The following is a 12,339-nucleotide window of genomic DNA, read 5'->3' as shown; positions in this document are numbered from 1 at the left end:
GCGGCCCGGGGTGGCGGGGGGGGGCGCCCCCCCTTGTCGGGGCGGGGGGGGGGGGGGGCCCCCGGGGGCCCCCCCCCGCCCGGACCTGAGGGGAGCGCGTCAGCACCCGTACCTGGTCGTGTGCATGTACGAGGAGGTCGCGCCCTCGAAGCGTACGTACCCCGGTACGCCGGGCGGGTGCTGGTACTCGCCGACGATGGTGATCGTGCCGGCGCAGGAACCCCGGCCCGCACGCTTCGCGTCCAGCCTCAGCTGATCGCCGATCGTGCCGCCCGTGATGTCCCACGGTGCCCCGCAGATGCCGGACGTGATCCGACCGCCCGTCACCATATGCGGGCTACGTGTTCGCGTTGTACGTCACCTCGACGGCGAAGGTGACCTGACCGCCCTGCAGTTCGAGCTTCGCGGACGTCCGTAGCGCCTCCGCGGAGACCTCCGCCGGCCGTGCGAACGCCTCGTCGCGCGTCTTGACCTCGGCACTCTGCGGGTTGAGGTAGCGGTGCTCGGAGTGATGGTCCGTCAGGTACGCAGATACGAAGCGCCGTTGAGGTCGAGCACCGCACCGGAGGACCACTCGGCCACCGGTGATGCCAGCCACAGCACCGCCGCGGCGATCTCCTCCGCCGACGCCACCCGCCCGAACGGGCTCTGTCCCCGGATCGCCTCGCCCTCCGCCCCGCTCAGCCGGTGCGCCACCCTCTCGGTGTCGAAGAAGCCGGGTGCGACGGACGCGACCCCGATGCCGTACGGGGCGAGAGAGACGGCGAGCGACTGGCCCAGCGCGTGCACGGCCGCCTTCGTCGCACCGTACGCCGGATGGTCCGGCTCCCCGCGGAACGCACCGCGCGAACCGATGTTGACGATCCGGCCGCCCGTGCCCGCCTCGATCATGCGGCGGGCGGCGAGATGGCTGAGATTGGCCGTGGCGAGAAGGTTGACCGAAACATGCCGCTGCCAGAGCGCCGACCAGTCCTCGTACGAGGTATCGGCGAGCGGATGGGCCAGATTGACGGCGGCGTTGTTGACGAGCACATCGATGCCGCCGAGTTCACCGGCCGCGGCGCCCGCGATACGGGCCGCCTCCGCCGGGTCCGACAGATCACCGCCGACCAGCACATGGCCCGTACCGGCGAGGGATTCCAGCGTGCGGCACGCCTCGTCCTGGCGTGATCCGTAGTGCACGGCGACCCGGTCGCCGTTGCCTGCGAAGGCCCGGGCGACGGCACGGCCGAGACCCCGGGAGGCTCCGCTGACCAGGACGCGGCGGCCGGTGGCTGGGATATTCATGGACTGCGGGGCCTCTCGATGTCGGGCGGTGTTCAAGTGCCGTTTATACGCGGAAGGAAGGGTGGGGCCGTCATCAGCCAGTCGGATGCGTCCCCTCAGGAGACCTCGATGCCGCTCACCCGCAGGGAATTCACCAGACAGTCCGCGCTCACCGGCGCGGGAGTCGTCCTCACCGGCGCCGTCGGTACGCTCGCCACCGCGCCCGGCGCTCTCGCCGCGGAGGACGTCGCCGACACCGCGGAGCAGACCGGCCACGGCGAGCACGGCGGCCACGGGCCCGGTTACGGACCGCTGCTGTCCGACCCCAAGAAGATGCTCGCACTGCCCGCCGGATTCTCGTACCGGATCATCACCCACAGCGGCGTCACCAAGCTGGAGTCGGGCGAGTCCACCCCCTCCAACCACGACGGCACCGCCACCTTCGACGGCCCGCGCGGCGTGACCCTCCTCGTCAACAACCACGAGCTCAAGGGCCCCCGCTCCGGCTGGAAGTACCCGGTGCCGCTCAGCGAGGGCCTGGTCTACGACCCCGCGGCCTCCGGCGGCTGCTCGGTCGTCGAGGTGCACCGCAGCGGTGAGGTCGCCCAGTGGGTCGGCATCGCCGGCACCTCCACCAACTGCGCCGGCGGCCGTACCCCGTGGGGCACCTGGCTCACCTGCGAGGAGACCGAGGACCTCGCCGGCAAGAACGGTATGACCAAGGACCACGGCTATGTCTTCGAGGTCGACCCCTACGACCGGCGCGCCAACCGCGACCCGAAGCCCGTCAAGGCCTTCGGCCGGTACGCCCACGAGGCCGTCGTCATCGACCCCAAGCGCGGCCACGCCTTTCTGACCGAGGACGCCTCCGGCCCCAACGGGCTGCTCTTCCGCTGGGTCCCGCCGCACGGCTTCAAGCACGGCCGCGGACAGCTGCGCCAGCTCGCCGACGACGCCGGCGTACTCCAGGCGACCAAGTGCTACGACTCCGGCGGCCGCTTCGTCGACGATCTGTCCCGCGCCACGAAGATCGGCACCGTCTACGGCGTGGACTGGGTCGACGTGCCCGACCGCGACGGCCGCACCGTCTCCGTGCGGAAGCAGTTCGCCGACAAGGACATCACCCGCGCCCGCAAGCTCGAAGGCATGTGGTGGGGCGACGGCGGCGTGTACATAGTCTCCTCGTACGCCCGTGAGGAGAGCCCCGTCCAGCACGACGGCCAGGTCTGGTTCTACGACCCCAAGCGCCGCACCCTCACGCTGAAGGTGCTGCTCGGCGTCAACCCCGACCCGTCCAAGGACGGCGCCTTCGACGGCCCGGACAACATCACCGTCTCGCCGTACGGCGGCCTGGTCATCGCCGAGGACGGCGAGGGTGTCCAGCACCTCTTCGGTGCGACCGAGCGCGGCCGCACATACCCGATCGCGCGCAACGAGCTGAACATCGGCACCGAAGCGGAGCCCGAGTACAGCGAGTTCACCGGAGTCGTCTTCTCGCCCGACGGCCGGACGCTCTACGCCAACATCCAGACCCCGGGCATCATGCTCGCGATCACGGGGCCCTGGAAGCGCCAGTCGCATCACCACTGACGGCGCCACTGACGCCGCCGCGGTTGTCCGCCCGTACCGTCCTCGTGCCGGTACGGGCGCACCGTTCCCACGGCCTTCACGGTCCTCACAGCGACCACCGCGGTCGCGGAAAACCCTTGGCGCACCCGGACGTTGCCCTCCTAAGGTGATCCTCGTCCAGGTGCGAAGGCAGGACCTACTTCCACTCTTCATGGGGAGGCCGCGGGTTCGAGTCCCGTCACCGGCTTCGGGCCGGTGTAGCTCAGTCGGCAGAGCACCTTGTCGGTTCCGCCGTCCTCGATCTCTGGACACACCAAAACTTCATGCACCTCCCGGTGCGAAGGCCGCGGCTACTTCTTCCAACGAAATCACGCCGCAGCCACTCTTGATCTCGGGAGGCTCAGCATTCGGGGTGCCCGGTGCCCGGTGCGCAGGCAGCGATTACTTCCCCGGACCGGGAGGCTGCGGGTGCACATCCCGCCCAGCCACGGCCGGTGGTGAAATCCGGAATCACGCGCGGCGCGAGTCCGTCGCCGACTCCTGATCCAGGGCACCCTTTGCTGCGCTTCCCCCAACGAATTCGGGGGAATTCACATGGCACGCTTCAACACCCGCACCGCCAAGGCAGGGGCCACGTCGCCCGTGCGGTCGACAGGCCGCGCCGTGCGCACCCACCAGGGCGGCGCCGGCGCCGAGCGCGACGCCCGCTCCGAGCTCTTTCTGCTGGCCGTCGCCAACTTCGTTTCGCAGCGGACCTTTTACGAGTCGGGCGGCGACCGTGACAAGCGCTTCACCGCTCTTGTACGCCGGCTCGCCGTCGAGGACCCGGAGTGGACCGCCGGCCTGCTCGCGTGGCTGCGCGGCGAGGGCAATATGCGGACCGCCTCCATCGTCGGCGCCGCCGAATACGTCAAGGCGCGCCTCGACGCGTCCGTGACCGCGGGTCCGGCGAACCGCCAGGTCGTCGACTCCGTGCTGCGGCGTGCCGACGAGCCCGGCGAAATGCTCGGCTACTGGACCTCGCAGTACGGCCGCAATGTCCCCAAGCCCGTCAAGCGCGGCATCGCGGATGGCGTGTCCCGCCTCTACAGCGGAAAGTCGCTGCTGAAGTACGACACCGCCTCCAAGGGCTACCGCTTCGGCGACATCCTCAACCTTGTGCACGCCTCGCCCGATCCCGGGAAGCCGTGGCAGGGCGCGCTGTTCCAGTACGCCCTCGACCGTCGGCACAACCCGGACACGGCCGAGCCGCCCGCCTCGAACCGCACGCTCACCGCCCACCGGGCGCTGATGGCGGTGCCCGTCGCCGAGCGGCGCGCGGTGATCACTGCGGCCGACGGCGCGGCGCGCCTCGCCGAGGCAGGCATGACCTGGGAGGCGCTCGCGGGCTGGCTGCAGGGTCCGATGGACGCGGCGGCCTGGGAGGCCGTCATCCCGTCGATGGGGCCGATGGCGCTGCTCCGCAACCTGCGGAACTTCGACGAGGCCGGTGTCTCGGACCGGGTCGCCGCGCGCGTTGCCGCGGAGATCTCGGACCCCGGGGCGGTCGCCGCGTCGCGGCAGTTCCCCTTCCGCTACCTTGCCGCGTACCAGCACGCACCTTCGCTGCGCTGGTCGTACCCGCTGGAGCGGGCGCTGGGCCACTCGCTGGCCAATGTGCCCGCACTGCCCGGCCGGACGCTGATCCTGGTCGACCGTTCGGGCTCCATGTGGGCGCGGCTTTCGGACCGCTCCGAGCTCAACCGCGCCGACGCGGCCGCGGTGTTCGGTGCGGCGGTGGCGATGCGGGCGGATCGCGCGGATCTCGTCGAGTTCGGTACGGGCAGCGCGCCTGTGAAGTACCGCGAGGGCGAGTCCGTACTGAGGGTCCTTGACCGGTTCGGCGACCTCGGTGGCACGAACACCACCGAGGCGGTCCGCAAGCACTACAAGAAGCACGACCGGGTGCTGATCGTCACCGACGAGCAGGCGGCTGACAGCTACTGGGGCGACCCGACCGAGCAGGTCCCGGCGGACATCCCGGTCTACACGTGGAACCTGGCGGGGTACCGGGCCGGCCACGCGCCGTCGGGCAAGCCGAACCGGCACACCTTCGGGGGGCTCACGGACGCGGCCTTCCGCATGGTGCCGCTGCTCGAGCGGGGCCGGGACGCGGACTGGCCCTGGAAGTGACCCCTGGCCCCAGGGCCGCGACATCCTGGCGTCCATCGCTGGAATCCGGTCCCGCCACACCCGCCGGGGCGCGGCCGTCGCGGCCCCGGGCTCCGTCTGCTCGGTCACCGGCAGTACACAGGCCGGAATGATCGCGGGCTTCGCGGGCTTCGCGGGCTTCGCGGGCTTCGCGGGCTTCGCGGCGCTCGAGGAGGCCGGCGGCCGGCCGAGGCGCGTGATCGGTATCGACGCTTCGGCCGCTCGGGAGCGGAGCCGGGAGCAGATCGGACGCATCGCGCGCAAGACCGCCTCACTCATCGGAGTGGAGCGGGAGCTATGGGATCAGGACATCGGGCGTCCCCGCGCGATATCACGCGGGGACGCCCGGTGTCCCGGAAGACGCGACCCCGGAGGCGATGCGTCCTGCGGCCCGAACCGACGGGATGGTGACGGATCCGGTGTACGAGGGGAAGCCGATGGCCGGGACGACAGACCTGGTCACACGTGGTGAGATCGGGTCCGAAGCGACCGTTTTCTCTGCCCGTCCCGGCGGCCGGCCGGCGCTCAATGCCTATAGCGCGCTGTTCTGACGTGGCGTGGCGGGGGCCCGAGGGCGCATACTCGAGGTAATGACAAAGTCAGCCGGATCCCGGCGCTACCTGCCCTCCAGTCCCTTCAACAAACCGGCCGCGGCGTCCCCACCCATTGAGCAATACCAAGTGGGGGACCGGGTCTCGCACGACCAGTTCGGACTCGGAAGAGTCATCGCAGTCGAGGGCGACAACGCCGCTGTGCTCGTCGACTTCTCCGGGCGTCAGGGAAGAATCCTGAGCCCATACTCCAAGCTGGCCAAACTCTGAGGACCTGGCCCCCGGGCCCGCCATCACCTAGCAGCGATGGCGGCCCCGGCGGGGCGGGTCACGGTGCTTTGTGGCTCACAGTGCCTGGGCGGCCGGCTTGACCATGCCGCGCACGGTGCGGGACTTCACGAAATCGCCCATGGCGGTCATGTCCCACTCGCCCGAGAACTGCTTGATCAGTTTCGCCATCATGACGCCGGTCTGCGGCTCCGCGCCGGTGAGGTCGAAGCGGACCAGCTCCTCGCCCGTCGCCGCGTCGATGAGCCGGCAGTAGGCCTTGGCCACCTCGGTGAACTTCTGTCCCGAGAATGAGTTGACGGTGAAGACCAGGCCCGTCGCATCGGCAGGAAGCCGGCCCAGATCAACGACGATCACCTCGTCGTCGCCCGCGCCCTCACCTGTCAGATTGTCGCCGGAGTGTTTGATCGCGCCGTTCAGGATCGAGAGCTTGCCGAAGTAGCAGCTGTCCAGGTGGTTGCGGTTGGGGCCGTAGGCGATGACGGACGCGTCGAGGTCGATGTCCTTGCCGCGGAACGCGGGCTCCCAGCCGAGGCCCATCTTGACCTGCGAGAGCAGCGGCCGGCCGCCCTTGACCAGGGAGACGGTCTGGTTCTTCTGGAGGCTGACCCGCCCCTTGTCCAGATTGATCTTTCCGGCGCCGGCGGCGGGAGCGGCCGGGGGTGCGGAGGGGACGGGCGGAGCCGAGGCGGCCAGGCGCGGGTCGGCCGGCGCTGCCGGTGCGGGCGCGGGGGTGGGTGCGGCGGCCGGAGCGGGCGCGGCGGCGGGCTCCTCGTCGACGGAGACGCCGAAGTCGGTGGCGATGCCCGCCAGCCCGTTCGCATAGCCCTGGCCGACCGCACGGGCCTTCCAGACGCCGTTACGGAGGTAGATCTCCACGACGACCAGCGCGGTCTCGGCACCGAGCTGCGGCGGTGTGAAGGTGGCGAGCACGCCGCCGTCGTCGGCGCTGCGGATGGTGGCGGTCGGCTCGATGCCCTGAAAGGTCTGTCCCGCGGCGTCCGGGCTCGCCGTGACGACGATCTTCTCGATACCCGGCGGGACGGCGGCGGTGTCCACCACGATCGCGTCGGGCGCACTGCCGCCGCCGGAGCGGTAGCCGACACCGGGGCCCGTCGGCTGGTTGTAGAAGATGAAGTCGTCGTCGGAGCGCACCTTGCCGTCGGCGGTGAGCAGCAGGCCCGATACGTCGAGCCGCACCGGGGCGGCGACGTCCACCGCCACGCGGGCGACGGAGAGAGGGATGTTCGAGCCGGGGGTCATAGCTGTCATGCCAGGGGTAACGAGCGAGGGCGCTTTACCGTTCCCTTACCTTTCGGGCTATCGGTTGCGCGGGTGGTTGCGGGCCGTGCGTTCGTTGCCGAATTTGTATGCGCCGGTCCAGCGGGCCATGACCAGCTGCGCGTCGCCCGACTCCACCTCGGTCAGGAACTTCTCCGCGCGGGCGCCGCGCAGCGTGCCGGCCGCGCGGCCGCGGTGGGTGATGACGACGCTGCCGTCGCCGTGCTGCGCGTAGCTGAATCCGAAGGGCCTGGCCATGGCCACATCATGGCGGGAGCACGTCCCGCCCGGCACGCGAATATCCACGGCCCGCCCGGCACGCGGCTATCCAGGGTGCGATCAGTACGGCCACTGGGGCGGGTTGGTGGTGAAGTGGCCGCCGAGGTGCGCGTGGTCCGGGTTGTCCGGGTCGAGCTCGCCCTGTTGCGCGACGAGCTTCTCGGCGTACTGCTCCGAGTCGTCCTGCGGCTCGTAGCCGAGAGCGCGCGCCGTCGTGAGATCCCACCACAGGCGGGTGTTGGCGGAGGAGCCGTAGACGACGGCGTGGCCGACGTGCTCGGCGGTGAGCGCGGCATGGAAGAGGCGGGCCCCGTCGCCCGGGCTCATCCAGACCGACAGCATCCGTACGGACGTCGGCTCCATGAAGCAGGAGCCGATGCGGACGGAGACGGTCTCGAGGCCGTGCAGATCCCAGTAGAGCTGGGCCAGATCCTCGCCGAAGCACTTGGACAGGCCGTAGAAGGTGTCGGGACGGCGCGGGGTGTCGATGGGGATCAGCTGGTCCGGCGCGAAGGGTGGCTGCCCCTGGGGGCGCGGGGTGAAGCCGACCGCGTGGTTGCTGGAGGCGAAGACGATGCGTCCGATGCCCTCCTCGCGGGCCGCCTCGTAGAGGTTGTACGTCCCTTCGATGTTCGCGCGCAGGATCTTCTCGAAGGGGGCTTCCAGCGAGATTCCCGCGAGGTGAATGATCGCGTCGACGCCCCGTACCGCTTCGCGCAGCGCCTCCTTGTCGGCGAGGTCGGCGGTGACCGCCTCCGGCACCCCCTCGATGGGAGTGGCGTCGAAGAGGCGGAGCTCGTAGCCGTACGCGGGCAGCAGCCCCCGCATCAGTGTGCCGAGGCCACCTGCGGCGCCGGTGAGCAGGACGGTGCGGGGAGCGGGCATGGGTGGATCTCCTCGAGGTGCTCGGGTCGTAGGCGATATTCATATGTGTGGACAAGCTGGGGAGCGGTCCGGGCACCGTCAAGTGTGGCGTGGACGGACCGGCTCCGCCCCTGGGTTGCGCTTTTCCGTCTTGACCGGTGCCATGCGGCTGCCTTAGCGTGACGCCGTTCAGGAATGTGGACATCGATCAGAATGGTGCACGGGTCGCGGAGGCTCTGTGCACGGCCCAGGGAGCGCCCGTGACTTCAGCCCCGCTCGCCGCCCGGCTCGCCCGGGCCCAAGGACCGCTGTTCTTCCCCGTCACCGCGTACGGGCCGGACGGCGCCCTCGACCTCGATGCCTTTCGCGCACATGTGAGAACCGGTATCGACGCCGGCGCGGCCGCGGTCTTCGCCTGCTGCGGCACGGGAGAGTTCCACGCCCTGACCCCCGAGGAGTTCCGCGACTGCGTCGCCGCGGCCGTCGAGGAGACTGCGGGCGAGGTGCCCGTCGTCGCCGGCGCCGGCTACGGCACCGCGCTCGCCGTCCGGTTCGCGACGCTCGCCGAAGAGGCGGGCGCGGACGGGCTGCTGGCCATGCCGCCCTACCTTGTCATCGCCGACCAGCGCGGACTCCTGCGCCACTACACCGCGCTCGCAGCCGCCACCTCCCTCGACGTCATCGTCTACCAGCGCGACAATGCCGTCTTCGCTCCCGAGACAGTCGTCGGACTCGCGCAGGTCGACGGCATCATCGGTCTCAAGGACGGCTACGGCGACCTCGATCTGATGCAGCGCATCGTCAGCGCGGTCCGCCGCGACCTGCCCGACCAGGACTTCCTCTACTTCAACGGGCTGCCCACCGCCGAACTCACCGCCCTCGCCTACCGGGGCATCGGCGTCACCCTGTACTCCTCCGCCGTCTTCGCCTTCGCGCCCGACATCGCCCTCGCCTTCCACCGGGCGCTGACCACCGGCGACGACAAGACGGTCGCCAGACTGCTGGACGGCTTCTACGTGCCGCTGGTCGAACTGCGCAATCTCGGCCGCGGGTACGCCGTGTCGCTCGTCAAGGCGGGCGTGCGGCTGGGAGGTCTGGACGTCGGCGAGGTGCGGCCGCCGCTGAGCGAACCCCTGGCCCTCCACATCAAGGCCCTGGCGGCACTGATCGAGCGCGGCCGTGCCCTGCTGGGGGAGAGCCCGTGAAGGCCTCCGCCTTCCTCTACCCGTGGGACGTCGTCGGCGACCCGGACGCCGCCTCCCGTATCGCGGACCTCGGCGTCCAGCAGGTCACCCTGGCCGCCGCCTACCACTCCACCCGGGCCCTGACACCGCGCCACCCCCGGCGCCGGGTCGTCACCGCGCAGCACGCCGCCGTGCTCTACGAGATGGACGAGGTGCGCTGGGCGGCCCGGGAGTTGCGCCCGTATGCCGCCGGGGCCTGGGCTCCCGGTGACGCCTACGGCGAAGCGGCCGCGGCCCTCACCGAAGCCCGACTCGAGGTGCACAGTTGGGTGGTCCTTGCGCACAACTCCCGCCTCGGCGCCGAGCGTCCGGACACCTCCGTGGTCAACGCCTACGGCGACCGCTACCCCTGGGCGCCCTGTATCGCGCAGCCCGCTGTCCGCGCAATGATGGTGGAGCTGGCGGCGGAGGCGGCGACGCGGCCCGGTGCGCGCGGCACCGAGCTGGAGTCCTGCGGCTGGTACGGCTTCGCGCATCTGCACGCCCACGACAAGACCGCGGGTGTGGGTCTCGGCGATGCGGCGCAGTATCTTATGTCGCTCTGCTTCTGCGCCGCCTGCCGCGCCGGCTACGTACAACAGGGCCTGGATGCCGACCTGCTGGCCGCCGCCGTACGGCACGGCCTGGAACCGGTCTGGCAGGGCGCGGCGCCGGCCGACGCCGGGATCGAGAAGCTGGTCGGCGCCGAACTCGCCGCGGTCACCCTGGAGTTCCGGGCGCGAACCGCCCGTACGCTCCAGGAGGATACGGTCGCCGCGGTACGGGCCGCCGCCCCGGCGGGCTTCCAGGTGCTGCTGCATGCCGACCCCGTCGCGTACCACTGCGGGGCGGACGCCGGCGTCGACCCGGCGCACATCCTGTCCGTCGCCGACGGCGTGGTCGTGCCCTGCACCGCCGGGCCTCAACTGCTGACACCGTTCGCGGACCAGCGGGCCGAAGGCTCCGTGCTCGCCGCCAACTTCACGGTCGTCGGGGGTATGGGCGGCAGCCCCGGCACGCTCGCGGACGACGCCGCCCGGGCGGCGGGACTCGGGGCGACCGAGCTCCGGCTCTACCATGCGGGACTGGCGTCGGACACGGACCTGGCGCTGGTGACGGACGCGCTGTCCCGCGTGGGTTGAGGCTCCGGGCAGGGTCTCGGCGTGCCGCTCACCGTCGCACTGTCCCGCGTGGGTCGAGGGCTCCGGGCCGGTCTCCGCGTGCCGCTCCCCGTCGCGCTGTCCGGCCCGGCGCTCTTCCTCGCCCCGTCGCCGTCCCGGCCCGGGCCGCGATCGACCCGGTCGAGCGGCTGCTCGGCGCCGAGCAGCCTCGCCCGACGTCGGGCAGCCTGCGCCCTCGGGGTGAGGGTCCCCGCTCCTCACTTCAGGGCGGCCGCCATCATCTTCTGCGCGATCGGCGCGGCCAGACTGTTGCCGCTGACCTCCGAGCGGGCCGCGCCCGAATCCTCGATCATCACGGCGACCGCGACCTCCTTGCCGGTGTCGGCCTTTGCGTACGAGGTGAACCAGGCGTACGGCGTCTTGCTGTTGTTCTCGCCGTGCTGCGCGGTGCCCGTCTTGCCGCCCACCTCGGCCTCGTCGACCTTGGCGTTGGTCCCGGTGCCCTCGTTCACGACCGTCACCATCGCGCTGCGCAGCTGTTCGGCGGTCGAGGAGGAGACGATCCGCTGCGACTTCCCGTCCTCGAAGGACTGCAGTGTGTCGTTGTCCGCGTCGACGACCTTGGAGACCATGTGCGGCGACTCCAGCACGCCGTCGTTGGAGATCGCGGCAGAGACCATGGCCATCTGCAGTGGCGTCGCGGTCACGTCGAACTGGCCGATGCCCGACAGCGCCGTCTGCGCCTTGTCCATGCCCGTCGGATACAGACTCGCCGAGGCCCGCACCGGCACGTCCTGCGTCGTGTCGTTGAAGCCGAACTTCTCCGCCATCGACCTGACCTTGTCCTGCCCGAGATCGGCGGCCATCTTCCCGAAGACGTTGTTGCAGGAGTACTGCAGTGCCGTGCGGATGGAGGCGTTCTCGCAGGGCGCGGCGGTGTTCTCGTTCTCCAGCACCGTGCGCGTACCGGGCAGTGTGTAGGGATTCGGGCTCTCGGTCTTCTCGTCGGCCGAGCCGTAGAGGCCGTCTTCCAGCGCCGCCGCCGCGACGACCAGCTTGAACGTCGAGCCGGGCGGCAGCGGCTGCCGCAGCGCGCGGTTGACCAGCGGCTTGTCCTGGTCCGCGAGCAGCTTCTGCCAGGCGTCACCGTCCGCCGTCCCGCTGATCTTCGAGGGGTCGTACGAGGGCGTGCTGACCATTCCCAGGATCTTCCCCGTCTTGGGGTCGATGGCGACGGCCGCGCCCTTGGTGTCGCCGAGCGCCCGGAAGCCGGCCTTCTGCACCGCCGGATCGATGGTCGTCACCACATCGCCGGGCTCCTGCTGCTTCCCGGTGAGCGCGTCGACGGGGTTCTTCAGCCGGCTGTCGGTCCCGTCCAGGACCTCGCTGTAGATGCCTTCGAGCTGCGTGGCTCCGTACGCCTGCGAGCTGTAGCCGGTGACGGCCGAGTACAGCGAGCCGTGGGTGTAGGTGCGCTTGTACGCGAGATCATCACCCGCCGTCCTCTTCGAGCCGGTGACCGGCGATCCGGCCACGACGATGTCGCCGAGCGGCTGCGCGTACTGCGCGATGATCTTCCGCCGGTTGTGGTCGTCGTCCGCGAGAGCCCGGCCTTTGTACGCCTGGACCCAGGTCGCCCGCAGCAGCAGGGCGAGCACCAGCAGCAGGCTGAAGACCGCGGCATTCCTGATCGTCTTGTTCATCCCG

11 protein-coding genes and 1 pseudogene are annotated in these 12,339 nt (G+C 70.8%); 6 read left to right on the top strand and 6 right to left on the bottom strand.

The window, feature by feature from the left end; all coding sequences use genetic code 11:
- Nucleotides 1–99: 99 nt before the first annotated feature.
- On the bottom strand, nucleotides 100–330 hold the full coding sequence (locus ACWDZ6_RS19220; RefSeq protein ID WP_451503816.1) for a hypothetical protein: 231 nt from the start codon (nucleotides 328–330) through the stop codon (nucleotides 100–102).
- A gap of 189 nt (nucleotides 331–519) precedes the next feature.
- Complete coding sequence (locus tag ACWDZ6_RS19215) at nucleotides 520–1,287, bottom strand: SDR family NAD(P)-dependent oxidoreductase (protein ID WP_451503815.1); 768 nt, start codon at nucleotides 1,285–1,287, stop codon at nucleotides 520–522.
- 108 nt (nucleotides 1,288–1,395) lie between these two features.
- Here ACWDZ6_RS19215 and ACWDZ6_RS19210 point away from each other — a divergent pair, with 108 nt between their 5' ends.
- The 4 genes and pseudogenes from ACWDZ6_RS19210 to ACWDZ6_RS19195 all read left to right on the top strand — a co-directional run bounded on the left by ACWDZ6_RS19210 (nucleotide 1,396) and on the right by ACWDZ6_RS19195 (nucleotide 5,846).
- On the top strand, nucleotides 1,396–2,856 hold the full coding sequence (locus tag ACWDZ6_RS19210; protein WP_451503814.1) for an alkaline phosphatase PhoX: 1,461 nt from the start codon (nucleotides 1,396–1,398) through the stop codon (nucleotides 2,854–2,856).
- Nucleotides 2,857–3,429: 573 nt separating this feature from the next.
- Entirely contained in the window at nucleotides 3,430–5,007 is a 1,578-nt protein-coding gene (locus tag ACWDZ6_RS19205) for a TROVE domain-containing protein (RefSeq protein ID WP_451503813.1), read from the top strand.
- Between the two features lie 94 nt (nucleotides 5,008–5,101).
- Nucleotides 5,102–5,576 (top strand): annotated as a pseudogene (locus ACWDZ6_RS19200) (1-aminocyclopropane-1-carboxylate deaminase); the annotation flags it as partial.
- A 39-nt stretch (nucleotides 5,577–5,615) separates the two neighbouring features.
- The gene (locus ACWDZ6_RS19195) at nucleotides 5,616–5,846 is read left to right on the top strand and encodes a hypothetical protein (protein WP_326649129.1); all 231 of its coding nucleotides are present in this window, start codon (nucleotides 5,616–5,618) and stop codon (nucleotides 5,844–5,846) included.
- Between the two features lie 75 nt (nucleotides 5,847–5,921).
- Here the strand turns inward: ACWDZ6_RS19195 and ACWDZ6_RS19190 are convergent, their stop codons facing one another.
- The 3 genes from ACWDZ6_RS19190 to ACWDZ6_RS19180 all read right to left on the bottom strand — a co-directional run bounded on the left by ACWDZ6_RS19190 (nucleotide 5,922) and on the right by ACWDZ6_RS19180 (nucleotide 8,309).
- Nucleotides 5,922–7,136 (bottom strand): TerD family protein, encoded by a 1,215-nt coding sequence (locus ACWDZ6_RS19190; RefSeq protein ID WP_451503812.1) that lies wholly within the window; start codon nucleotides 7,134–7,136, stop codon nucleotides 5,922–5,924.
- A gap of 48 nt (nucleotides 7,137–7,184) precedes the next feature.
- The gene (locus tag ACWDZ6_RS19185; RefSeq protein ID WP_451503811.1) at nucleotides 7,185–7,403 is read right to left on the bottom strand and encodes a hypothetical protein; all 219 of its coding nucleotides are present in this window, start codon (nucleotides 7,401–7,403) and stop codon (nucleotides 7,185–7,187) included.
- 81 nt (nucleotides 7,404–7,484) lie between these two features.
- Nucleotides 7,485–8,309 carry an NAD-dependent epimerase/dehydratase family protein gene (locus ACWDZ6_RS19180; protein WP_451503810.1) on the bottom strand — a complete coding sequence of 275 codons (825 nt, stop codon included), beginning with the start codon at nucleotides 8,307–8,309 and terminating at the stop codon, nucleotides 7,485–7,487.
- 239 nt (nucleotides 8,310–8,548) lie between these two features.
- Between ACWDZ6_RS19180 and ACWDZ6_RS19175 the strand changes: the two genes are divergently transcribed.
- Entirely contained in the window at nucleotides 8,549–9,493 is a 945-nt protein-coding gene (locus ACWDZ6_RS19175) for a 5-dehydro-4-deoxyglucarate dehydratase (protein ID WP_451503809.1), read from the top strand.
- On the top strand, nucleotides 9,490–10,653 hold the full coding sequence (locus ACWDZ6_RS19170) for a hypothetical protein (RefSeq protein ID WP_451503808.1): 1,164 nt from the start codon (nucleotides 9,490–9,492) through the stop codon (nucleotides 10,651–10,653). The genes ACWDZ6_RS19175 and ACWDZ6_RS19170 overlap by 4 nt, the downstream gene beginning before the upstream one ends.
- A 236-nt stretch (nucleotides 10,654–10,889) precedes the next feature.
- Here ACWDZ6_RS19170 and ACWDZ6_RS19165 read toward each other — a convergent pair whose 3' ends face one another.
- A complete protein-coding gene (locus ACWDZ6_RS19165) occupies nucleotides 10,890–12,335 on the bottom strand; it encodes a peptidoglycan D,D-transpeptidase FtsI family protein (protein WP_451503807.1) in 1,446 nt (481 codons plus the stop codon).
- Nucleotides 12,336–12,339: the final 4 nt, after the last annotated feature.

It is taken from the genome of Streptomyces sp. NPDC002926 (assembly GCF_053591755.1).
The sequence above is the reverse complement of the archived record's forward strand: the minus strand, read 5'-3'. Positions and strand labels throughout refer to the sequence as shown.